Origin of the sequence: Arthrobacter sp. B2a2-09, from assembly GCF_027587375.1 — a bacterium.
In the GTDB taxonomy this organism is placed as follows: Bacteria; Actinomycetota; Actinomycetes; order Actinomycetales; family Micrococcaceae; genus Arthrobacter.
Window position 1 is genome coordinate 1 of sequence record NZ_JAMXIC010000023.1, and the last position, 23,568, is coordinate 23,568.

The following is a 23,568-nucleotide window of genomic DNA, read 5'->3' on the forward strand; positions in this document are numbered from 1 at the left end:
GCGAGCAGTGTCCGGGCCCAGCCGGCGGGGACGATGCCGTAGCCGGGGAGGCGGGCGGGTTCACTGTCGCCCTGGAAGAGGGTGCGGTCGGTCATGACGAGCTGGATCTCGACGCCGCTGATGCCTCCCGGGGTGCCTGTGGTGCGTTCGACCAGGGTGTCGGCCATGATCTGGCCCCGGGTCCGAGTCTCTCCGGCGTTGCGGAGGGTGTCGGCGTGCCGGGTCAGGGCCGTGTGCACGGCGACGCCTTGGGCGACGGGAAGGAGCGCGGTCAGGTAGGTCATGGTGTCAGGGGCCGGGCGCAGGCTGACGTGCCGTTCGGTGGCGGCGTGGCTGGCACGTTGCGTGACGGAGCGGGGGTCCCGCCGGTAGGCCGCGGCCCGGGCGGCGGAGATGATGGCCTTGTCTCCGGCGCCGTCGAAGGTCCCGGTGTCGGCGGCGAGTTCCTCGTCCACTGCGCAGCGGTCTTCGGCGCTCAGGCAGGCTGTTTCCTTCACGAGCAGGGTCGCTCGCCATTCGTTGAGCTGTCCGGTGTCCAAGGCGGCGAGGGTGTGGGGCATCTCCGTCACCAGGGCATTCGCAAGGCCCGGGAACCGGGATCCTCGAGCAGGGGACTCCCGCCGCGCCAGCGCCACCTGCGCCGCGCCCCTGCTCGTCGGCGGGGACGCCCAGATCAGCCTGGGCACTGCGCTGTGCCGCATCGAACGCCACAGTGATCCTCGCCTGCGCAGCCGCGGCCGCCGACTTCAAATCCTCCAAATCCCGCAACTGATCAATCAGATCGGCGCTGCCAATACCGGGCCGAAGAGAGCCCACCGCATCGACCAGGTCCCGTAGACAGGCATCCGGCAACTGGGAGCACGGAACGGCAGCATCAGGAGCCGCGCCGCTAACTAGCGCGCCCGCTCCGACCACCTGTATTCCCTGAATGCCTTCCATAAGAAAAGCCTCTCAGAGGGCTCTGACAATTTAGGCCCGGGGAGCCCCTCCCTGCCTAAAAATCCGGAAAATCACCCGGACATTTTGGGACGGCAATCCAAAGCCCAACAGATCCTCGCCTTCACAGCTGACCGCGGCCTCCGGACACGAACGGACGCATCGCTTCACCGAGCTCAACCCAGCGACACGAAGCGAATTGTGTCCTTGCATTGCCCGGAGTTGCGCGGGCATTTCGCCGGATTTCGCCCGGTTTCCCGGCGTTTCCGGGCGTTACTGCCGGGCTTCCCCTGACCAGTGGACATGCGCTTACATCGTTCCCACCGGCAGTTCGATCTACCCCAGAGAGTCCGGTCCCAACGAAATCCATTCCCCAGAAAGTAGCCCCCATGAAACTGCACCAGCCCCTGCTAGGCGTCGCGGCCGCCGTCGTACTTGCCCTGACGGTGACCGGCTGCGGCGGCAATGCCCAAGCGGGAGACCAACAGGCAGCAGGCCAAACGGAGGTCAAGGAGCTCCGCTACCAAGGCTCGGCCAACAACGTCGGCCTCCCCGAACTGGCAGCGGACCTCGGATACCTCGGAGACATCAAACTCAACTGGGTAGGCAACACCACCAGCGGCCCGCAGGACATCCAGTCGGCGGCCACCAACCAGACCGACTTCGGCGGAGCGTTCGCCGGGGCAGTGGTGAAGCTGATCGAGGCAGGGGCTCCGGTGACCGCCGTCGTGAACTACTACGGCGAAGACGCCAAAACCTTCAACGGTTTCTACGTCAAGGCAGACAGTTCCATCAAAACCGCGAGAGACCTCATCGGCAAGAAGATCGCGGTCAATACCTTGGGCGCGCATTCCGAAGCCGTCATCAACACCTACCTCAGCAAAAACGGCCTCAGCCAGGATGAAATCAAGCAAGTACAACTGGTAGTGCTCGCCCCCAACGACACGGAAGAAGCCGTGCGCCGCGGGCAGGTGGATGTCGGAAGCCTGGGCGGGGTCCTGCAGGACCATGCCGTTGCCGCCGGTGGACTGCGCTCACTCTTCAACGACTATGAACTCTTCGGCACCTTCGCCGGTGGACAGTACGTGCTCCGCAACGACTTCATCGAAAAGAACCCCAACACCGCCCGGACCTTCGCTACGGGCGTGGCCAAGGCCATCAAGTGGGAGACCGAGACGCCGCGCGACCAAGTGATCGCGCGCTTCAAGAAGATCATCGACGCCCGCGGACGCAATGAGAGCACCGCCAACCTGCAGTACTGGAAGAGCCCCGGCGTGCCGGACAACGGCGTGATCAAGAACGAGGACTTCACCCGCTGGTCCTCATGGCTGAAGAGCACGGGGATCGTCAAGAACGATCTCACGCCGTCGAAGTACTACACCAACAAGTTCAACGATCTCGCGTCAAGTACCCCAACCCCAAGCTCGACGAAGGGATAGTGATGACCGCCAAAATCAGCCTCCGCGATGTCACCAAGCAATTCACCGTCCGCCCCGGCAAGGGCTCCAAAGCCTCCACGGCTGGCACGGCTGGCACGTCCGGCGCGAAAGAGCCCACCACGCTGACTGCCCTTGACTCCTTGAGCCTCGACGTGCACGACGGCGAGTTCCTCACCTTGGTGGGGCCCAGCGGTTCCGGCAAGACCACCTTGTTGGACCTCCTGGCTGGCCTGTCCACGCCCACCTCCGGCGAGGTATTGGTGGACGGCCAGCCTGTGACGGGACCCGGGAAGGACCGTGCCGTGGTTTTCCAGCAGTACGCTTTGTTTCCCTGGCGAACGGCATCGGCCAACGTGTCGATCGGGCTCGAAGGCAGGGGAACCGACGGGCGCAAGCTCAACCGCCGCGAACGTGCCGCCAAGGCAAGCGAATACCTCAAACTGGTTGGCTTGGCCGGCTTCGAGGACCGTTTCCCGCATGAGCTCTCGGGTGGCATGAAACAGCGAGTGGCCATTGCCCGGAGCCTCGCCTACGAGCCCGATGTGCTCCTCATGGATGAACCCTTCGCCGCTTTGGACGCCCAGACCCGTGAACAACTCCAGGACGAGCTCCTGCGGATCTGGCGGGCCACGGGCAAGACGATCGTGTTCATCACCCACGGCATCGACGAGGCCGTGTACCTGGGGCAGCGCGTCGCCGTCCTCAGCGCGCGGCCCGGGCGGCTCAAGGAAATCGTGGACGTTGACATCCCGGACCGCGACGGCGAGGACGACATCCGCTCGCATCCCGCCTTCGTCGAACAACGGCACAAGGTGTGGACCTTGTTGCACGACGAAGTCCGCCTGGCCCAGGACGCCGGCCACCGCAAGATCCTGCCGGACGGCACGGCCCCGGATGAAGTCCCGGGGACAACTCTTGAAAGGAGCGCAGCCTAATGACCACAACACTTGCGCAACAGCCCGCGGCGAGCGCCGCGCTCAAGCAAGCTCCCGCCGTCGGGCACTCTGGTCCAGCGGAGGCGGGGCGCCGGAGCACGACGGCGATACTCGCCTTTTTGCGGACAGCCGCCGCCAGCGCCGGTTCCGGCCTGTGGAAGGCCGCCGGGATCATCGCTTTCCTGGCACTCTGGGAACTCGGGCCGACGTATCTGGCCAGCCCGTCAACCCGGGTCTTCCTGCCGCCCTTGCACGAGGTCCTGGCAGCGTGGGGCAAGCTGTTCGAATCCGGATCCATCCAGACGCACTTGGCCGCGAGCCTCACCCGTTCGGTCTCGGGATTCGGCGCGGCCCTCGTGGCTGGCGTATCCCTCGGTTTGCTGATCGCCTGGTATGGGCGGCTCAATGCCGTCCTCAATCCGCTGCTGGAACTGTTCCGCAACACTGCCGCGCTTGCCCTGCTGCCCGTCTTCACGCTGCTGCTGGGGATCGGCGAGGAGTCCAAGATCAGCATCGTGGCGTATGCGGCGTTCTTTCCCGTGTTGCTGAACACGATCGCGGGTGTGAAGACCGTGGATCCGTTGCTAATCCGGGCCGCGAAATCGCTCGGCCTCTCGAGCCTTGCACTGTTCCGGAAGGTGATCCTGCCCTCCGCGGTGCCCACCATTTTCACGGGTATCCGCATGGCCGGCACGGCCTCCATTTTGGTGTTGATCGCCGCGGAAATGGTGGGGGCGAAGGCCGGGCTCGGCTACCTCATCGTGAACGCCCAGAGCAGCTTCCTTATCCCGGACATGTACGCCGGCATTCTCACGGTGTCCCTTTTGGGCTTGGCCGTGAACTTCCTCCTTGTAGCCCTGGAGCGGCATTTCTCCCGCTGGCGGACCGCCGTCGGGTCCGGGTCCTGACCGTCAATCCATCCATCTAGCCACAACTAAGCCACAACTAAGTCACAACAGAAAAGGAACAAAAATGTCCGTCATTACCGAAACAAAGTTGGAATTCGCCAAGCTCGGATCCCGCATCGGCGCCGAAATCCGCGGCTTCGACCTCAGCGGCGATCTCTCCCCGGAAACTGTGGGGCAGATCCGGGCGGCGCTCAACGAACACAAGGCCCTCGTTTTCCGGGAGGCCAATATTCTCAGCGACGAGGCCCAGGTGAAATTCGCCAGCCACTTCGGCCCGCTCACCACTGCGCATCCGACCGTGGCCTCCGTGGAGGGCGAAGAGAACGTCCTTCCCGTGGACAGCGAGAACGGTTCCGCCAACAATTGGCACACCGACGTCACGTTCGTGGTCAACCCGCCGCAGGCTTCAACCCTGCGCAGCATCGATCTCCCGACTTATGGAGGCGAAACCCTGATCGCTTCTTCGGCGGGAGCGTACGCGGACCTGCCGGACGAGCTCCGGAACTTCGCGGACACGCTATGGGCGATCCACACCAACGACTACGACTACTCGGTGCCGAAGAACCTGGAACATGAGAACGCCGATGAACGCCGCAAGGAATTCACCCGCATCAAGTTCGAAACCGCCCACCCCGTGGTGCGTGTCCATCCCCTGACCGGCGAGCGCGGATTGTTCATTGGGGGCTTCGCGCAGCGCCTACGGATCGTGGGGCTGTCCAACACCGAGTCGAAGGACATCATCCGCTTGCTGCAGGCCTACGTCACCCGTCCGGAGAACGTGGTGCGCGTGAACTGGGAACCGAACCAGCTGGTGCTCTTCGACAACCGCATCACCCAGCACTACGCCCCTGACAACTACGACGGCCAGCCGCGCAAGCTCAACCGCGTGACTATCGCCGGCGACATCCCGGTGGGCGTGGACGGCAAGCCGAGCCAGTCGATCCAGGGTGACTCGAGCACCTATTCCCCGACGGTTCCCTCGCCTCGCAAGCTCGGCCAGGGAACCCTACCGTCGGGGGCCCACGTTGTCGCGCCGCTGTAGTAGCACGCATGTGTTGCTGTAGCTGCCTCAGCCCAACTGACTCGCAGTTAATGTCGTTTTCAGGGCTCTAAACGACAACAACTGCGAGTCAGTTGGGCTTTAACGCGCTTTAGGGGAGCTTGCTGCCCCGCGCAGCCACCCACAGGCCATACCACTCGGCCCGCGTCATGGCTGCGGCAACGGCGGCCGCATCCGCGCAGGCAGCGATCCGCGCCGGGTTGGAACTTCCGAGCACCGGGGAAATACGGGCCGGATGCTTCATGAGCCACCCCAACAACACGGCCTCAGGAGTGACACCCTTCTCTTCCGCGAGCTGGGCGACCAACGCGGCAGTCGCAGTGTCGGCGGCGGTGGAGGAATCCGGCGTCGAGCCCGTGTACCGGCCCTGGGCGAGGGAACCGTAGGCCTGCAGCTCAATCCCCTGGCCGACGCAGTGTTCCAAAGTGCCGTGCGGGAAACTGTAGCCGAGGGCGTCGTCGTGGTTGACCAGGACAGTGCTCTCAAGCCAGGCCCGCCGGTGCAGGCTCATTTCCAGCTGGTTGGCCACGATCGGCACCTCCAGCTGGTCCTGCAGGAAAGCGATCTGCGCGCCGGACATGTTGGACACGCCCAATTGCCGCACTTTGCCTTCCGCCATGAGCTGCCCGACGGCGGTCGCCACCTCTGCGGGTTCCATCAGGGGGTCGGGGCGGTGGAGCAGCAGCACGTCGACGTAGTCGGTCCTGAGCCGTTCCAGGCTTCCATTGACCCGTTCCAGGATGGCGTCCTTGCTGAGGTCGTAGTGCCCTTCAACTCCGGGCTGGCCGAGCCGGATTCCGCACTTGGTCTGGAGCTGGATTTTTTCCCGCAGCCCTGGCGTCCCGGCAAGGACTTCGCCGAATACGGCCTCGGACTTGCCGCTGCGGTAGATGTCGGCGTGGTCGAACAGGGCGATCCCGATGCCCATGGCGGCTTCGATCGCGGCCGCGGCCTGCTCAACTTCGGCAGCCCCGTATTCGCTGCCCTCCCAAGGACCTCCCAGGCCCATGCAGCCATAGATGAGCCGACCAGGGGCTGTTTCACTCTTTGCAGTCATTTTCCAACTCTTTCATCCCAACTAACTCGCAGTTGTTGTCGTTTACAGCCTTCAAAACGACATTAACTGCGAGTCAGTTGGGTCAGGGGTTACGGCCCTTAACTGGGGACTAGACGATCCAGGCCGTCGTGTTTGCCGGGAGCTTGCCGGCGTCGAGCGGTGCGCTGCTCACGACGACGGTGCCTTCCGGAAGTGCCACCGGCCCGGCGCCGAAGTTCGTCACCGACTGCCAGCCGTTGGGCCGTGCGAAGTGCAGCACGGACTCGTCGCTGGAGGGGATCCATTCAAGGTCCTCGGCCGCCCGCAGTTCCGAACGCAGGTCCAGGGCCTTGCGGTACAGCTCCAGCGTGGAGCCGGAAACGTTCTCCTGCGCCTCCACGGCGTAGCCCGCGAACCATTCAGGCTGCGGCAGGTGGGCATGTCCGTCACCGAAGCCGAAGGAGCTTCCATCCGAAGTCCACGGCAGCGGGACACGGCAACCGTCGCGGCCCACGTCCACGCCCGGGTTGCGGAAGAACGCCGGGTCCTGGCGCTCGCTGTCCACGATGTCGCCGACTTCCTGCAGGCCAAGTTCTTCGCCCTGGTAAAGGTACGCAGAGCCGGGCAGGGCGAACATCAACAGCGACGCTGCGCGGGCACGGCGCAAGCCGAGCTCGGCGTCGACGTCGGCGGCCAAACCGCCGTCGAGCAGCCATGCCTTGCCGTCCTGGCCCTCGCCGTCGACGCCCACGCATTGGGGCAAGCCGTAGCGGGTGGCATGCCGGACAACATCGTGGTTGGAGAACACCCAGGTGGAGGAGGCGCCGGACGCTGCCGCCTCGGCAAGGTTCTTGGTGATGATGGCGCGGAACTGGCCGGCGTCGAAATCGGCCTTGAGGAGGTCGAAGTTAAAGGCCTGGCCCAAGCCTTCCGGGCTGGCATAGCGGGCGCGGCGGTCCGCATGCACCCAGGCCTCGGCGACGGCGGTGCGCGGCGGGTTGTACTCATTGAAGACCTTGCGCCACTCGGCATAAACCTCATGTACCTCGTCCCGGTCCCAGAAGGGGTGGGCGCCCAGGGCGTTGTCGCCTTCCTTGGGCAGTTCGGCCTTTGACGGCAACACCTCTGGCAGGTCCTTCGTCAGGGCATGCGCGACGTCGATGCGGAAGCCGTCCACGCCGCGGTCGGACCAGAAGCGCAGGGTCTTCAGGAAGTCCTCGCGAACCTCCGGGTTGTCCCAGTTGAAGTCCGGCTGCTCCCTGGTGAAGATGTGCATGTACCACTGCCCCGGGGTACCGTCCGGTTCGGTGATACGTTCCCAGGCCGGGCCGCCGAAGACCGAGTCCCAGTCCGCCGGGGGCAGTTCGCCGTTCTCGCCCAGGCCGTCGCGGAAGATGTAGCGTTCACGGGCTGCCGATCCCTTCGGGGAGGCCAGCGCCTCCTTGAACCATTCGTGCCGGTCCGAGGAGTGGTTCGGGACGATGTCCGCGATCAACTTGATGCCCGCAGCGTGCAGGGCGGCCGCCATCTCATCGAAGTCGGCCAGGGTGCCCAGCTTGGGGTCAACGTTGCGGTAGTCATCGACGTCGTAGCCACCGTCAGCAAGAGCCGAGGGGTAGAACGGGCTCAACCAGACTGCGTCAATGCCGAGGGACTTCAAGTACGGAACCTTGGCGGTAATGCCCTTGATGTCGCCCAGGCCGTCGCCGTTCGCATCGGAGAAACTGCGCGGGTAGATCTGGTAGACAGCCGCTTGGCGCCACCAGTTGGGATCGGCCATGCGCTCGGAGTCGGTGTGAGTTGCCATGGTGGCGGTGGAGGACAAGGGGAATCCTGTTCTGTGTCGGCGCTGCGATGGATGGGACGTTTATTTAGAATCTAAATTTAGTACCTCAAGTATTATGTGACGCATACCTACAGGAGGTCAACAGCCATGCCTGATATCGCGACTGCCACTCCGCAGATGCTCCGGCGGGTCAACGCGGCCACCGTGCTCGGAGCCATCCGTTCCTCCAACGCCGTGACCGTTTCGGAGCTGATGGACGCCACCGGCCTGACCCGTGCCACCACCATTTCCGTGTGCGAAGACCTCATGGCCCGGGGCTGGATCCGCGAGCTGGAAAACCAGCGCGATTTCGGCACGTACCAGAAGGGCCGCCCCGCCCGGCGCTTCGAGCTCGACGAAAGTGCCGGCTGCGTCGTGGGGATCGACGTCGGCGTCCTCAAGACCACCGTGGTGGTGGCCGATCTGCGCGGCACAACCATTGGACGGGCCAGCGAGCCATTCCGCGGCAGGGAGATCGAAGCGGAGGAACGGATCCGCGTTATCAGCCAGACCGCGCTGCTCGCCCTCGAGGCTGCCGGAGCGGCACCGGACAAAGTACTTGCAGTGACGGTTGGGCTTGCGGCCCCAGTGGGCCGCGACGGAAATATCCTCGTCAGCCAGCCGTTTTGGAGCCTGTTCGACGTCGGGCTGAAGAAGGCCCTGCACGATCTGCACGGCTGGTCGGTACTGCTGGAGAACGACGCCAACCTGGCAGCGTTAGGCGAATGTTGGCGCGGCGCCGGAAGCGGCGTCCAGGACCTGGCCGTGCTCCTGGCCGGCGAGCGTTTTGGTGCGGGCCTTGTGGAGTCGGGCCGGTTGCTCCACGGCAGCCGTGGTGGCGCGGGCGAAATGGCCTATCTGGACATGGTGGAAGGAGTCGGCTCCCCCGACGGCCTCGCCGCGTTGGCCAGATTGTGGGCAGCGGAAGCCCTGGCGGGAAATTCGAAAACGACTCTGAGGACCGCGGCCGCGCCGGGTCGCGAGGTCACTGCACAACACGTCTTCGCTGCCGCTGCCCAGGGTGACAGGGTAGCGCTGGAAATCCTGGACCGGCTTTCGGACCGGCTGGCCCGGGTGGTCTCCACCATGGCCATCATGCTCAACCCCGAGCTCGTGGTGATCGGCGGCGCGGTGGCAGATTCGGCGTCGGCCCTTCTTGAACCGACTGCACTGAAGCTGGCTAGCTACACAGCTACTCCCCCGCGGTTGGCAGCGTCCCCCTTGGGCGATGCGATTGTGGGCATCGGCGCGGTGCGCCACGCCTTGGACCGGGTGGAGAAGAACTCCTTGGATCTGGTGTTGCGGCGCGCCTAGGCCCTTCGGCCACTCGCTCGTCTCGGCGCCGGCAGCTAGTCCGGCATCGCCATGGTGCGGAGGTCCAGCTGGCGCAGGACCCGGTCGGCAACCTCGGGATCCATCCCGGGCTCGCTCCGCGCCGCGACCACTTCCTGGCGCGCGGCGTCGAGGGCGATGGTCTGGACCGCGATCGCCAGTTCCCTGCCGCGCTGCCGCTTTTCGGCGTCCGACTCATTCTTCAATGTCCCGTCAAGCAACTCGGCATGCAGGCGGGTCATCTTTTCCTTGACGAGGGCCACCTTGTCCGCCGGCAACTCCTTCATCAGGTCGTGTTCCTTGAGCGCGGAGATGGCGGCGGTCTGGGCGCGCTTGGCCAAGAGCCGCGCGGCATCCTTTTCGTGCGAACCGTCTTCGGATGCCTTGAGCACGCGCATGAGCCACGGAAGGCTCAGCCCCGGCAGCACCAGGGTGGCCAGCAGTACCGCGCAGGCGATGACCAGGATCTCGTGCCGGGCGGGGAAGTCGCTGCCGTCGGCAATAGTGAGCGGAAGGGCCAAGGCGAGTGCGAGGGTCGCGAGGCCGCGCATGCCGCACCAGGTCAGGATCAAGACCTCCTTGGGGGAGGTCGGCTGCAGCAGGTTCTTCCGCTTGCGGGCCGAGATTGCCAAAAGCCCGAGCCAGGCGAAACGGACAACGAACACGAGCACGCACACCATCACGGCCGGGCCGATCATGCCGTAAATGGCCGCGCCTTCGTCCCGGATCACATGGCGGATCTCCAGCCCCACAAGGCCGAACGCCAGGCCCGTAGCGAGGAGTTCCACCACATCCCAGAAGGCGGTGCGCGTGACGCGCTCGGCCGCGTCCTGGGACCGCGCGTGCCGCTGCGTCTCAAGGGCGGTGACGACGACGGCGATCACCCCCGAAGCGTGGAGTTCTTCCGCCAGGATGTATGCAGCGAAGGGAATCACCAGGGTGACGGCACTTCGGGCCACCATGGAGGTGACGAGCTTGGTGATCAGCCTCGTCAACCAGCCCATTGCAATGCCGACAATGACGGCCAGGGCCGCACCGATGACGAACTGGAGCACGACGCCGGCCCCCAGCTTGGTGCCCGAGACCGTGGCCGCCACCGCGGCCTGGAAGATTACGATCGCTGCGGCGTCGTTGAACAAGCCTTCGCTCTGCAGCACGGTGATGAGCCTGCGCGGCATGTGGACGCGGCCCGCGACGGATTCAACCGCCACGGGGTCCGGGGGCGCCACCATGGCACCTAGTGCGAGCGCCGCAGGAATGCCGATCCCTGGAATCATGAGCCACGCGGCTCCGGCAACGACCGCCGTCGAGACCACGACAAGCGCCACAGCCATGAGCAAAAGCGTCCTCCAGCGGACCCGGAACACCGCCCAGGAACTCTTCTGAGCGGTCGCGAAGAGCAGCGGCGGGAGGAAGATCGGCAGGATCAGTTCCGGTGAAAGCTCAAAGTCCGGGAAGCCCGGAATGAAGGTCATCGCAGCAGCCAGCAGCAGCATCAGCACGGGGTACGGGAGCCGCAAGCGGTCCCCCAAACCCACGGCCAAGACCGTTGCAAGCAGCAATCCAACAATGAGTGCCAACTGGTCCATGTTCCCGATTTCCCCGTACTCCGATATCTAGTAGCAGCAGCGTCCCGGGCACGTGCGGGGGACTAGCCTTACCAACATATCCCGGCGCGGCGGGGCGCGGTCCCGGCCCGGCAGGGCGTAGTCCCGGCCCGCCGCGGCTAGGACGCCGTGAGGGCCTCCACCACAGGCACCGAGCCGTCCCTGAACTCGATGGTGCGGCCGACGGTTTCGCGCAGTTCCAAGACGGCGGCAGCCACCAAGGCAACATTGGCCCGTGAGGTTTCCGTCCCGGCACCCGGATCCACGGGGCTTACCTCAATGAGCGCAGACCCCGGATCGCTCGTCAGTGCGCCCGGGCCCAGGATCGTCCAATCGAGATCAGTCGCACGCAGGTACTCGTCCGCCGCGGCTTTGGCCTCCGCGTAGGCGTAGAAGCTATTGCCCTCGGGAATGCCATGGCTGGGTCCGGCCCCGAAGTAGGACACCATCACATAGCGGGCCACGCCTGTTTGCGTCGCGGCATCCATCGAGCGGATGGCGGCGTCCCTGTCGACGGCGTACGTACGTTGCGGATTGCCTCCGCCTGCGCCGGCTGACCACACCACAGCGTCGTGGCCGTCAAGCGCAGAGGCGATCTCCGCCGTCGTCGAATTCTCGACGTCGAGTATTACTGGGGCCGCACCCGTCACGGTGACTTCGGGCGCGTGTTCCGGATTGCGGATGAACGAAGTGACCGCGTGGCCTTCGTTGCTCAGGATGCGGGACAGTTGCAAGGCCACCTTGCCGTGGCCGCCGATGATTGCGATTCGACTCATGGACCTATTCTGTCGCAGTGGTCAAGCCCCTCCCCCAGACGGTGGATAAATTCTCGAAAAATAGCCCGCTCCGCATTTGCGGAACGCATTGAAGAATTCGTCAACTCCTCGAATGAATACGACTACTAATTACTAAGCAGACTTAGTTTAATCACAGTCACACCTCCCCGACCGCGGGCTGGAAGTCCTGGTTCTACAGGCACACTCCCGCTGCCGAAGAAGGCTTGCGAGTGTTTGGCAGGAAGCCGCAAATAAAAGCAAGTGGCACCTACTCGTGTGGAGTGAAATTCCCATTTCTACACTCAAATTACCTGCAGCAGGAAAAGGAATACCTCATTCATAAATCTCATTGATGGATTTATCCAAATGGGCTGAATTGAGGGCTTCCTCAGTGCTGCGCATTTAAGCAAAAGGGTCTCAACAAGCGCCATCCCCTGCGCCTGCGTATCACTTCCAGGGCCAGCCAACCGACCGGCCCCAGAAACGATGAACTACGGGGATCCGACATGTATCAGCAGGAGTACAGGCACAGCGGGATCAGTGGAGGCAACGTCTTCGCCCTGATATCCGCGGGGGTAAGAACACTCACCAGGTACAAGGCATCAATAGCCACCTGGGCAATTGTGGCAGTGGTCGCCATTGCGGCCGTGACGATGCAGAACTACGCACAGGTACTGGCGCCGGCAGGCACGAGCGCCGCAACCGGCCCGCGCATCAGCTCGGGAGCCGGGATTGCCGCGCCTTCGCCGGCCGCTGCCAGTCCGACGCCGGCCGAAAGTCCCACACCGGCAGCCACGCAGGCGCGAGTACAAGCACAGGCACCAGCCCCCGTCGCGCCGTCAGCGCCGGCAGCGGCGCCCGCGGCAGTCGCAGTTCCACCCGCTCCGGCTCCTGCGGCTGACACGAACGCCTACACCGTGGTCAGCGGCGACACCGTTGGTTCGATAGCCGCCAGGTTCGGAGTCGACGTCAACGCGATGCTGGCAGCGAATGGGCTCAGCGAGTATTCCGTCATCGTGCCCGGCCAGGTGCTAAGGCTGACAGGACCGCCGGTTGCCGCAGCCCCCGCACCCGCGGCCCCTGCTGCCCCTGCGCCGGCAGCCGCTCCGGCTCCTGCTCCGGCTCCGGCGGTGCGGACCATCTATGTTGCGGGTTCAGGCGGCCAGGCCGCTGTGGACAGTTGCATTGGCCCGATCCACTTCACCCCCACGGACGCATACTCGCTGTTCATTACCGAACATGATTTCTGCGGTGGGTGGGCGCGATTCTCGGGCATCGGCGTCGGCGAGACGGTGAGCATCCCCGGCTACGGCACGTACACCGTGACAGCACGTGGCCAAGTGCCCCTAGGCGGGACCACCAACAACGTCGCCGCCCTATTCGGCGGCTTCCCGCGGGCGATACTGCAGACGTGCATCCCGGGCACCAACCAGATGCTGGTGATCGCGCTGAACTAGGGCCGGCCCATGCGGCTATGTTGTGAGCGCGTCCATCCTGACCCTCTTTGAATCCGAGAAGGCCTAGCCAACCGCGTGTCGCCGGCGTGTTGCGCAGCGCCGCTTTTCAAAGAAGGTCAGGACGGGAGGCTTTCGCCTGTTTCTGCAGTTTGAGGGAGGTTCGATCTCCCCACCAGTACTCGCTCAATAACCTCCATTTTGGGAGACTGAAGTATGACCTGAGATTGGGGCGAGCTTGGACGGACAACAGTGGATCTGGGTTGCGGCGGTGCTGATCAGCGCTGCGGTGGTAGCCATTGTTATGGCCTTTGGACGCCGGTGACAGTCGCCGGTTGATCGCAAACGAGTTGCGGGACGCCCCAGCGCGCATTGACAAGCTTTCGCGTCACCGGCTCGCCCTCAGGACAAGGCCTCCTGAGGCTCAGGCTCGATCAGGGACCGATATCATCCGCCCTGAGCCCGCCTGGGCATCGCGGCCTGGTCGTGATCGCTTCTCTGGGCGGGACAGCTTCGTGTACCTCCGCTTCGTGTGCCACAGCGCGAGCAGATGGAATGAGCACATCAGCACAACTGTGATGCCAACGAAGACCACGAGGTCAATGAGATAGCGGCCAAAATCCACGAGCAGGAATGCCTTTCGGTCCGGACAACCTCCTGATCGTAGCTGGAGATGGCCCGCAGACGAAACGGTCCCAGTACAGGGTGAACCTCAAGGAAACACTAAGAAAAGATCAAGATTCAGCTAAGACTGCAAGAGGCGCCGCCACCTGAGGATTGGGGGACACCCAAGTGGCGGCGCCTCTAAAAAATATCGGCAGCTCGCGCTCGCTCTCAGCTTTTCGGCAGGATCTTTACGAAATCTTTACGGCAAATGCCCAGCAGACTTGCGGCCTCCGATCAGGACCAGGGGCAAACTTAGCTTGCCGGCGGAAAGGCAACTTCTTCCATCTGCATGTGGCTTGCGACGGTCCTGGTCGTCGCAGCGGTGATAGCCATTGTCACGGCCTTTGGACGCCGGTGACACGCTGAAGGGCCACCCGCATGACGATGGTGGCCCTTCAGCGCGTCCACTTATGTGGACTTAGGCGGCGACGTCGAACCGCTGGCCTTCAGGCTTGGGCGGAAGGAACATGAAGATGAGCAGGGCCAGTCCACCGAGGAAGGGGACGAGCCCGATGAGGATCATCCAGCCACTGAAGTTTGCATCGTGCAGGCGACGGACGACGAGGGCCAGGGACGGGACGATGACTGCCAGGCCCCAGATGACCAGGAGGATGACGCCGACGATCGCGCCGGGGCCCGGGACCATGGTTCCGGTGTCACTGACGGTCGCACCCGCGGAGCCGGCCACCGAGGTGATGATTTCCAGCACGACGGTCACGACAACGGAGATGAGGGTCCACCACCAGTACTCGCTGCGGCTGGCCCGGCCGGTGAAGGTGGCGTACTTCTTGAAGAACCGGCGCGCTGCCTCGCCGATGGGCGCACCGTAGTACGGGGCCCAAAGCGGGATGGCACTGCCAAACTGGGTGGTTTGTTGCTGCTGGTACGACAATGGATCTCCTAAATAGACGAGTGATGACGCTTTATCGTAGGGGTCCAAGCCATCTGCCAAGTTGTACCGCAGATGAAAATTGGGTACGGCGCGTCGGAACTCGCGATCACCCTCGAACGTTGAGGTTCCTGGCTTAAGACTTGGACATCTTCGAAGGGCGCCGCCGCCTGAGAATTGGGGGAACCCCAGGCGGCGGGCCATCTTTCGAGATGCGCGCCACCTGAGAATTGGGGGAACCCCAGGCGGCGGGCCATCTTTCGAGATGCGCGCCACCTGAGAATTGGGGGAAACCTCAGATGACGGCGCAACCGAAACTATCGGCAAGTAGCGCCCTTTCGTCACGATCTTTACGAAATCTTTACGGCAAGCACCCAGCGGCCTTGTGGCTACCGCTCAGAGTTCGCCTCAAATTCACTTGGACCAACACCAGACCCAACCGGCCTAAGATACGGGGGGCGGCCTCGATAGGCGCGGAGGCCATTGTCTGGTCAGGCTACAGATCCGTCACCAGTTCGGCCAGGCCCGGCGCAATCACGGCTGGCACCGACGGCTCGGCAACGGCCGCACTCCCCCGGGCAAACACAGGGGCAGCCCCCGGACGCGAGACGTCTTGCGTCCTTGCCTGTCATTCGGTGGCTACGTGTGGCGCGTAGCCACAGGAGTAGCTACACCTTGGTATCCATCAGTTAGCGCCGGAAACGAAAAAATCCCCGCCGTAGCGGGGATTTCTTGGTAGCGGTGGGGAGGCTCGATCTCCCGACCTCACGATTATGAGTCGTGCGCTCTAACCAACTGAGCTACACCGCCACGAATGAGAAAAACCTGCGTCAAGCCGGTCAAAAACCGCCTTGACGCAGGCCCTCATTCAGAGCCCCCCACCGGAATCGATCCGGTGACCTCGTTCTTACCAAGAACGCGCTCTACCACTGAGCTAGGGGGGCAACGAGTAAATACTCTACCGGACGATTTCTCAGGCCACAAATCGGCTGCGGGACAGGGAAAAACGGCGCCGTCACAATTTGCAAAGGCCCTCGCCTGACGTTCCCTTCCCAGCCAACACGGTCACGCGTACATTGGAACGGGGGTGGCCTCAGGAAGGTTCTACCATGTATGCAAGGGTAAGCAACTACTCCTTCGACGGCGATGGGGAAGCACTTCGCAAGGGGTTCGATGACGCCATCGAAGGGGTCAAGCAACTCGCAGGTCTGACAGGGGCGTATTTCTTGTTGGACGCGGATTCCGGGACAGGCATAAGCATCACGCTTTGGGACACCAAGGAAGCGATAGAAAGCAGCGTCGAGGCAGCCAACCGGCTCCGTGCCGACGCCACACAGCCTTCGAACGCCACAATCGTATCCGTGAAGCATTACGAGGTGACTAACACCATCTAAGCGGCGGAACCTAGTCGTCCCCCGAATGGTCCCTGCACGGCCTCCGCAGATCCGTCAGGGCAAGCGGAGTACTTGGCCCGGGTAGATGTGGTCCGGGTTGGGTACGGTATCCGCGTTCACGGCGATCAGGGCATCCAAATCAACGCCGAACTGCATGGCGATCCCGCTAAGGGTGTCGTCTGTCTCCACCACCACTTCGGTGACCTGCCGCGTACTGGCGGCGGCGGCAGCAGCGGCGTCGAAAACTGCGGTGCCCTGACCCGCGAGGGCTCCTGCTTCCGCTGACGGGGCCAGCCCGGCGCTTTGGACCGTCTCCCCCATTGAAGCTTCAACGGCCTCCTGCGGCGTCTCCGAGGGCCGTCCAGACGCTTTCTGCCCGGCCTTGTCGAAGCCGAGGTTCTTCTTCAATCCATCGAGGAATCCCATGAATCTAGCTTTCCACACCCGCACCGGCGTCGCGCTCGGGACCTGGGCCACCGTTAAACAGCCAGAGGCCGGCTCGAAAGCCGGCCTCTGACGAGAAACCCAGGAACTAGTCCTGTTTACCACTTACCCTTGCGGTTGAAATCGCGGTTGCCTGCGTCGCCGCCAGTGCGCGGCTTGCGTGCGCCGTTGCCGCCGTAGCTGCCCTGCCCGCGGTCGCCGTAGCTGCCCGTCCCGGTACCGGCGCTGCTGCGCTCGCTGTAGGAACGGCCGCCGCGGTCAGCGGAAGAACGCTCGCCACCGGAGTAGCCACCACGGTCGCCTTCAGTCTTGCGGAACTCCTTCTTGAAGCCACCGTTGCCCTTGAAGTTTCCGCCACGGTCTCCACCGGAGTAGCCACCACGGTCGCCGCCGCGGCTGCCACCGGAGTAACCGCCACGCTCGCCGCCACCAGAGGCCGGCTTGCGACCGTTGTCCAACTCAAGATGAATCAGCTCGCCGCCGATCCGGGTGCGGGACAAGGCACGCAGTTGCTCGGGGCTCAGGTCCGCCGGAAGCTCCACCAGGGAGTGGTCCGAGCGGATGTCAATGCCGCCGATCTGTGCCGAGGAGATGCCGCCTTCGTTGGCAATGGCGCCAACGATCGAACCCGGCATGACGCGCTGGCGGCGTCCGACGGCGATCCGGTAGGTGGCGTTGCCCTCGGTCAGGGCGCGGGTGGGGCCACGGGAACCGAAGCCGTCCTTGGCGCGCTCGCGCTTCTGGAATTCCGGTGCTGCCGGCAGTTCCTTGACCAGGAGCGGCTGGCCACCCTGTGCCATGACGGCCAGTGCAGCGGCGATCTCCGAAGCAGGAACGTTGTGCTCCTCCTCGTAGGAGGAGATCAAGTCACGGAACGCAGCAACGTCCTCGGACTCAAGGGTCTCCGTGATCTTGTCTGCGAATTTGCCCAAGCGCAACGTATTGACCGTCTCGGCGGTGGGCAGGTGCATCTGCTCAACCGGCTGGCGGGTGGCCTTCTCGATCGAACGCAGCAAGTACTTCTCCCGCGGCGTCATGAACAGGATGGCGTCGCCACTACGGCCTGCACGGCCGGTGCGGCCGATGCGGTGAACGTAGGACTCGGTGTCGTGCGGGATGTCGTAGTTGACCACGTGGCTGATGCGCTCAACGTCAAGGCCACGGGCGGCGACGTCGGTGGCCACCAGGATGTCGATGCGGCCTTCCTTCAGCGCGTCGACAGTCCGTTCGCGCTGCTGCTGCGGAATGTCACCGTTGATGGCGGCAGCCTGGAAGCCGCGGGACTTCAGCTTGTCAGCCAGGTCCTCGGTGGCCATCTTGGTGCGCACGAAGGCGATAACGCCGTCGAACTCTTCCACCTCGAGGATGCGGGTCAGAGCATCGAGCTTGTGCGGGCCCATGACCTGCAGGTACCGCTGGCGGGTGTTGGCGCCTGTTGTGGTCTTGGACTTGACCGAGATCTCGGCCGGGTCGTTCAGGTACTGCTTGGACATGCGGCGGATCTGGCCGGGCATGGTGGCAGAGAACAGCGCAACCTGGCGGTCTTCCGGGGTCTGCTGGAAGATCTGCTCAACGTCCTCGGCGAAGCCCATGCGGAGCATCTCGTCGGCTTCGTCCAGTACGAGGTACTGCAGCTCGGACAGGTCCAGGGAACCCTTGGAGATGTGGTCGATGACGCGGCCCGGGGTACCGACAACAACCTGTGCACCGCGGCGCAGGCCAGCAAGCTGCGGGCCATAGGCGGAGCCACCGTAGACGGGGAGAACCGTGAAGTCATCAATGTGCTTGGCGTACGAGGTGAAGGCCTCGGCAACCTGGAGCGCAAGCTCGCGGGTCGGAGCGAGAACCAGGGCCTGGGTCTTGCGGGACGGGCCGTTGAGGTCGTGGAGTTCGGCCAGGCGGGACAGTGCCGGTACTGCGAATGCTGCAGTCTTACCGGTGCCGGTCTGGGCAAGGCCCACGACGTCGCGGCCTTCGAGCAACAGCGGAATGGTTGCTGCCTGGATCGGAGACGGCTTCTCGTAGCCGACGTCCTGCAGGGCAGCAAGGACGCGCGGGTCGATTCCGAGGTCGACGAAGCGGATGCCCTCTTCCTCTTCTTCGGCAGGTGATTCGGCAGGTGATTCGGCCGGGGCCGAAGCCTTAGCGGGCACTTCAGCTTCGGCGGGTGCCTCAGCGAGTACCTCAGCGGGCGCTTCAGCCTCGGCGGGCGCAGCAGGCTCGATGAACTCAGCGGCGGGTGCAGTTTCGACGGTCTCGACGGCGGTCTCTGCTGCTTCGGCAGACTCGGCGACGAAAGGGTCGTTCAGGTTTTCAGGCATAGGGGAAAGTTTCCTCATCCATAGGGGGCCAGTCGGCGCGGCCCGGTTGGGCTTGGCCGCAGTACACGTTGCGCGCAGAAGAACCAGGAGGCTCTGGTGCTCGCAAGAAGTCCGGCGCTGTCGCAATCCCATGGCAGGACTTCCCGCTGCATCTCTTGGCTGCTATCTCAGCAGTCTGTACAGCGTTTTCTTCGCCCGGCTCTCCCTATGAAACTGCCCACACACACATTTTGCGGGCCCCAACACTGACCAGTCCTGCCTCAAGAATTGGGCAGGAAAAAGGGATTTCCGGAGTGGGGGATATTTCAATTGTAGGGCACAGATTAGTCCCCCGATGACATAACTGTCGACGGCGGCGGTGAGCTTGCGCACAAACGTGCCCCGAGCGCCCTCAAGACCGCCCCTCAGGACGGACGTCCGAGGGCGGCTTTCAGGCGTCCACCCCGTTTCGGCGCATGAGCTTTTCGAAGGTGTCGTGGTAGTCGGTCTGCAGCAGCACTTCACCGTCCGCCTCGGCGTCGAGCAGCAATTGCATGTCATCGAGGTTGGGGTTGCTGAACCACTGCCCCACCGTGATGCCATGTTTCGGCACAAACAGTTTGTGGATGTAGTCGCCGGCCGAAATGGTGCCGGTCTTCACCACGCGCAGGTAGGTGCCGACCCGTCCTGCCTCCGTGAAGCGCTTGACCCACTGTGGTTCATTCATGCGGCGCTGGAAGGTTGCGCACGGCACACGCGGGGATGTGACTTCAACTTCGACGTCCAGGCCGATCTTCCACCGTTCGCCGATCACCGCACCGGTGGTCTCGATTCCGGCAACGCGGAGGTTCTCCCCGAAGATCCCGGCGGGCATGTCCCGCTGAAGTTCATTGGCCCAGTAATCGGCATCCGCCTGCGAGTACGCATAGAGCGCTTGGTCCTCGCCGCCGTGGTGGATCCGGCTAGCTTGGATGTCTCCGTGGATTCCCAGCTTGTGGACCTTCACCGGCCCGTCAACCGGGCGCTTGTCAATGGCCGTCACTCCCACCGACCCTTCGGGATCGGGCAGGAGCTCGTATACCCGGCAAACAGCAAGCAACGATGCGGTATCCATGACTACAGTCTACGTACGCAGCTACGGATCGAAGCGATATCCCATGCCGGCCTCGGTGTGGAGGTGTCGGGGCTGTGCAGGGTCGCGTTCGAGCTTGCGCCGGAGCTGGGCAATATAGACACGCAGGTACTGGGTTTCCTTGGCGTAGGCCTGCCCCCAGACCTGGGTGAGGATCTGCTGCTGGCTGACCAGTCGCCCGGCGTTGCGCACCAACAATTCCAGAATGTTCCATTCCGTGGGCGTCAACCGCACTTCCGCGCCGTCTTTGGTGATCTTCTTTCCGGCCAGGTCAACCAGGAAGTCGGCGGTCTGGAGCGTCGGCACTTCATGCCGGGGCGCTGCCCGCCGCGAGGCGGCACGGAGCCTGGCGAGGAGTTCGTCCAGGCCGAAAGGCTTGGTCACGTAGTCGTCGGCTCCGGCGTCGAGGGCCTCTACTTTGTCTTCCGAACCGTGCCGGGCGGACAACACGATAATGGGCATGGTGCTCCAGCCGCGGATTCCTTTGATCACATCCACGCCATCCATGTCCGGCAGCCCAAGATCGAGCACCACGATGTCCACGGGCTGCTGGGCCGCCGCCTTGAGTGCATCTGCGCCGTTGCCGACGCTGATGGCACGGTAGCCGTGGGCATGGAGATTGATTTGCATTGCCCGGGCGATCTGGGCCTCATCTTCCACGATAAGCACGAGGTTCATGGCCGCCCTCCTGTCCACAGAGGGAGTGTGACCACCATGGTCAACCCGCCCCCGGGCGTCGCCTCAGCCATGAGCGTACCGCCCATTGCCTCGGTGAATCCTTTGGCGACAGCGAGTCCCAAGCCGATTCCGCTGCGACCGTCCCGGCTCGATGGAGAATCATCGAGTCGTTGGAAAGGCTGGAAAAGCTCCAGCACGGCCGCGGGTGCGATCCCCCAACCATGATCCATCACGCGCAGTTCGCTGGCCGGCCGCCCATCCACCGTGATGCCCGCGCCGGTCCGCGCCACCAGCACAACATCGGAATCGGGCGCGTATTTCACTGCGTTCTCCACGAGGTTCGCCACGACGCGTTCCAACATCCCGGCGTCGGCCTCTATATACGGAAGGTTGGCCGGCAGCTCGTTGCGGATGCGCTCCCCCGGCACGCCCCGCAATGCCTCCGGCAGGATCTGGTGCCAGCCCAGTCCGCGCAGCAGCGGGTTCACGGCATCTGCGGTGATGCGGGACATGTCCAGCAAATTGTCCACCAAGTGATCCAAGCGGTCCGCGTAGTCCTCGATGGTGGCCAATAGTTCGCGCTCGTCTTCGGGGGCAAATGTCACCTCTTCCTGGCGCAGGCTGCTGACAGCGAGCTTGATGCCCGCGAGAGGAGTGCGGAGATCATGGGAGACGGCGCGCAGGATGGAGGTCCGCATTTTGTTGCCTTCCGCCAGGCGCAGGTTGTCCTGCCTGCTCTTGACCAGCTGCTGGCGCTCCCGCACCGCCACCACGAAGGCGCCGAACGCGGCGAGCATGCGGCGGTGCTGTTCGGAAAGCGGCCCGCCCCGGAGCAGGAGGGTGTAATTGGGATCGACGACGGCGGCATGGTCGGCGGCCGCATGGGTCACCGGCGGTTGGAGCCCGGAGCTTGCAAGGACCTGCCAGTTGGGGCCGGGGGCGTCCGGCGAGTCAAACGTGGAGAGCAGCGTCACCGCGTCCATGCCGAGGTTGACGCGGATCTTGTCCAGGAAAGACTCAAGGCTGCCGTCCGAGCTCAGGATACGAAGGGCCAATTCGCTGAGCGCTCTTGCCTCGGCGCCGGAATGCGCGGCTTCCTGGGCCCGTCGGGTCGCCAAACCGACGGCGAGCGCCACGCCGCACGCCACAGCAAGGAAGATGACCAGAGTGAACAGCGTCGAGGGATCCGCGATGGACAGGGAGCCCACCGGATCGGCCGAAAAGTAGTTCAAGAGCATGCTGCCCAGAACGGCGGACACCACGGCCGGCCACAATCCCCCGATTGCGGCAACCGCGGCGGAGACGGCCAGCTGGAAGAGCATGATCATGGCGAAGTTCCGGTATTGCAGCACGGATACCAGGACCTCGATGGCGACGGGTAGCAGCAGGGCCAGGACCAGGCCCGCCAGAATGCGGGGTCGCCCGATGCCCTTGGCTGCCCGAAGCGGCAGCCCTATTGCGTTCACGTCAGCCGCGGCCATGGCTCAATTCTGGCACGGCGCAGGTGCCGCGCCGGCGTCGGCGGTCCCTGCAGGCCGCTGCAGGGGACATGTCCGGCCTTAGGATGCTGGCATGAGTCATTCAACGACGAATACCTCCGATGTCCTTGCCCTCGATTCCCTCTTCAGTTCCGAGGAACTGGAGCTTCGCGAGAAGGTACGCGATTTCACGGACCAGCGGATCCGGCCGAACATCGCCCGCTGGTACGAGGACGCAGTGTTCCCTCGGGAACTGCCGGCGGAACTAGGCGAACTCGGCGTCCTTGGCATGCATCTGGAGGGCTATGGCTGCCCGGGCCGCACCGCAGTCGAATACGGCCTCGCCGCCCTGGAACTCGAGGCTGGCGATTCCGGCATCCGCACTTTCGTATCCGTCCAAGGCTCCCTGGCCATGACGGCGATCCACCGGTGGGGCAGCGAAGACCAGAAGGAACAATGGCTCCCGCGCATGGCTGCCGGCGAACTGATCGGCTGCTTTGCCTTGACGGAGCCGACGGCGGGTTCGGACCCGTCGTCCATGGCAAGCTTTGCGCGCCGCGACGGGACGGGCGACGACGCCGGCTGGGTGCTGAATGGTTCGAAGCGCTGGATCGGGATGGCATCGATCGCGGACGTCATGGTGGTGTGGGCAAACACCGACGACGGGATCCGGGGATTCCTGGTTCCGGCCGGAACTCCGGGAGTCACCGTGACTCCCATCGACGCGAAGCTCTCCATGCGTGCCTCGATCCAGTGCGATGTAGTGTTCGACGCCGTCAGGCTGGCACCGGAGGCCCTCCTCCCGGGTGCCCAGGGCCTCCGCGGCCCGTTCTCTTGCCTCAACGAGGCCCGCTACGGCATTGCCTGGGGTGCAATGGGCGCGGCCCGGGACTCCTACGAGGCCGCGCTCGAATATGCCGGAAGCCGCATGCAATTCGGCAAACCCTTGGCCAGCTACCAGCTGACCCAGGAGAAGCTCGTGAACATGCTCCTGGAGATCCAAAAGGGCACCATGCTCGCGCTGCATCTTGGACGGCTCAAGGATGCAGGCAAACTGCGCCCGGAGCAGATCTCGGTGGGCAAGCTCAACAATGTGCGCGAGGCAATCAAGATCGCCCGCGAAGCCCGCACCATCCTCGGCGGCAACGGGATCACACTGGACTACCCGCCATTGCGCCACGCAAACAACCTGGAATCGGTGCGCACCTACGAAGGGACGGACGAAGTACACACGCTGATTCTGGGCCAGCACATCACGGGGATACCGGCGTTCCGCTAG

Annotated in this window: 18 protein-coding genes, 2 tRNA genes and 1 pseudogene; 8 read left to right on the top strand and 13 right to left on the bottom strand. The window is 64.0% G+C overall.

Annotated features, from left to right (window positions below):
* A pseudogene (locus tag NFJ07_RS19800) lies at positions 1-939 on the bottom strand (HNH endonuclease); the annotation flags it as partial.
* A gap of 386 nt (positions 940-1,325) precedes the next feature.
* Between NFJ07_RS19800 and NFJ07_RS19805 the strand changes: the two are divergent.
* The 4 genes from NFJ07_RS19805 (at position 1,326) to NFJ07_RS19820 (ending at position 5,260) form a co-directional block, all read left to right on the top strand.
* The gene (locus tag NFJ07_RS19805; RefSeq protein WP_269997160.1) at positions 1,326-2,375 is read left to right on the top strand and encodes an ABC transporter substrate-binding protein; all 1,050 of its coding nucleotides are present in this window, start codon (positions 1,326-1,328) and stop codon (positions 2,373-2,375) included.
* A 2-nt stretch (positions 2,376-2,377) separates the two neighbouring features.
* Positions 2,378-3,310, top strand: a complete 933-nt coding sequence (locus tag NFJ07_RS19810; RefSeq protein ID WP_269997162.1) for an ABC transporter ATP-binding protein — start codon at positions 2,378-2,380, stop codon at positions 3,308-3,310.
* Positions 3,310-4,218 (top strand): ABC transporter permease, encoded by a 909-nt coding sequence (locus NFJ07_RS19815; RefSeq protein ID WP_269997163.1) that lies wholly within the window; start codon positions 3,310-3,312, stop codon positions 4,216-4,218. The genes NFJ07_RS19810 and NFJ07_RS19815 overlap by 1 nt, the downstream gene beginning before the upstream one ends.
* Positions 4,219-4,282: 64 nt before the next feature.
* Positions 4,283-5,260 (top strand): TauD/TfdA dioxygenase family protein, encoded by a 978-nt coding sequence (locus tag NFJ07_RS19820; protein ID WP_269997165.1) that lies wholly within the window; start codon positions 4,283-4,285, stop codon positions 5,258-5,260.
* Positions 5,261-5,369: 109 nt separating this feature from the next.
* On the opposite strand, the gene NFJ07_RS19825 is transcribed toward NFJ07_RS19820, so the two are convergent.
* A complete protein-coding gene (locus NFJ07_RS19825) occupies positions 5,370-6,335 on the bottom strand; it encodes an aldo/keto reductase (RefSeq protein ID WP_269997166.1) in 966 nt (321 codons plus the stop codon).
* 109 nt (positions 6,336-6,444) lie between these two features.
* Entirely contained in the window at positions 6,445-8,139 is a 1,695-nt protein-coding gene (locus NFJ07_RS19830) for a glycoside hydrolase family 13 protein (RefSeq protein ID WP_269997167.1), read from the bottom strand.
* Between the two features lie 108 nt (positions 8,140-8,247).
* Between NFJ07_RS19830 and NFJ07_RS19835 the strand changes: the two genes are divergently transcribed.
* Positions 8,248-9,453: an ROK family transcriptional regulator gene (locus NFJ07_RS19835; protein ID WP_269997168.1), complete on the top strand. Its 1,206-nt coding sequence runs from the start codon at positions 8,248-8,250 to the stop codon at positions 9,451-9,453.
* A 35-nt stretch (positions 9,454-9,488) separates the two neighbouring features.
* On the opposite strand, the gene NFJ07_RS19840 is transcribed toward NFJ07_RS19835, so the two are convergent.
* Together NFJ07_RS19840 and NFJ07_RS19845 are read right to left on the bottom strand one after the other, a co-directional pair.
* A complete protein-coding gene (locus NFJ07_RS19840; RefSeq protein ID WP_269997169.1) occupies positions 9,489-11,060 on the bottom strand; it encodes a Na+/H+ antiporter in 1,572 nt (523 codons plus the stop codon).
* Positions 11,061-11,197: 137 nt separating this feature from the next.
* Positions 11,198-11,854 (bottom strand): NAD(P)H-binding protein, encoded by a 657-nt coding sequence (locus tag NFJ07_RS19845; protein ID WP_269997171.1) that lies wholly within the window; start codon positions 11,852-11,854, stop codon positions 11,198-11,200.
* 506 nt (positions 11,855-12,360) lie between these two features.
* Here NFJ07_RS19845 and NFJ07_RS19850 point away from each other — a divergent pair.
* A complete protein-coding gene (locus tag NFJ07_RS19850; RefSeq protein WP_269997172.1) occupies positions 12,361-13,311 on the top strand; it encodes a LysM peptidoglycan-binding domain-containing protein in 951 nt (316 codons plus the stop codon).
* Positions 13,312-14,392: 1,081 nt separating this feature from the next.
* On the opposite strand, the gene NFJ07_RS19855 is transcribed toward NFJ07_RS19850, so the two are convergent.
* From NFJ07_RS19855 to NFJ07_RS19865, 3 genes are all read right to left on the bottom strand, one after another.
* Positions 14,393-14,866, bottom strand: coding sequence for a DUF805 domain-containing protein (locus NFJ07_RS19855; protein ID WP_269997173.1), 474 nt, complete (start codon positions 14,864-14,866; stop codon positions 14,393-14,395).
* Positions 14,867-15,596: 730 nt separating this feature from the next.
* Positions 15,597-15,673 (bottom strand) — tRNA-Met (locus tag NFJ07_RS19860).
* A 62-nt stretch (positions 15,674-15,735) separates the two neighbouring features.
* Positions 15,736-15,807, bottom strand: a tRNA-Thr gene (locus tag NFJ07_RS19865).
* Positions 15,808-15,972: 165 nt separating this feature from the next.
* Between NFJ07_RS19865 and NFJ07_RS19870 the strand changes: the two genes are divergently transcribed.
* Positions 15,973-16,257: a hypothetical protein gene (locus tag NFJ07_RS19870; protein ID WP_269997174.1), complete on the top strand. Its 285-nt coding sequence runs from the start codon at positions 15,973-15,975 to the stop codon at positions 16,255-16,257.
* Positions 16,258-16,311: 54 nt separating this feature from the next.
* On the opposite strand, the gene NFJ07_RS19875 is transcribed toward NFJ07_RS19870, so the two are convergent.
* From NFJ07_RS19875 to NFJ07_RS19895, 5 genes are all read right to left on the bottom strand, one after another.
* Positions 16,312-16,683 carry a LysM peptidoglycan-binding domain-containing protein gene (locus NFJ07_RS19875; RefSeq protein ID WP_269997175.1) on the bottom strand — a complete coding sequence of 124 codons (372 nt, stop codon included), beginning with the start codon at positions 16,681-16,683 and terminating at the stop codon, positions 16,312-16,314.
* A 116-nt stretch (positions 16,684-16,799) separates the two neighbouring features.
* Positions 16,800-19,022: a DEAD/DEAH box helicase gene (locus tag NFJ07_RS19880; RefSeq protein WP_269997177.1), complete on the bottom strand. Its 2,223-nt coding sequence runs from the start codon at positions 19,020-19,022 to the stop codon at positions 16,800-16,802.
* Positions 19,023-19,452: 430 nt separating this feature from the next.
* Entirely contained in the window at positions 19,453-20,115 is a 663-nt protein-coding gene (locus NFJ07_RS19885; RefSeq protein ID WP_269997179.1) for an MOSC domain-containing protein, read from the bottom strand.
* Between the two features lie 21 nt (positions 20,116-20,136).
* Positions 20,137-20,811, bottom strand: coding sequence for a response regulator (locus NFJ07_RS19890; RefSeq protein WP_269997180.1), 675 nt, complete (start codon positions 20,809-20,811; stop codon positions 20,137-20,139).
* Positions 20,808-22,292 (bottom strand): sensor histidine kinase, encoded by a 1,485-nt coding sequence (locus NFJ07_RS19895; RefSeq protein WP_269997181.1) that lies wholly within the window; start codon positions 22,290-22,292, stop codon positions 20,808-20,810. Before NFJ07_RS19895 ends, NFJ07_RS19890 begins: the two co-directional genes overlap by 4 nt.
* A gap of 91 nt (positions 22,293-22,383) precedes the next feature.
* On the opposite strand from NFJ07_RS19895, the gene NFJ07_RS19900 reads away from it, so the two are divergent.
* On the top strand, positions 22,384-23,568 hold the full coding sequence (locus NFJ07_RS19900) for an acyl-CoA dehydrogenase family protein (RefSeq protein WP_269997182.1): 1,185 nt from the start codon (positions 22,384-22,386) through the stop codon (positions 23,566-23,568).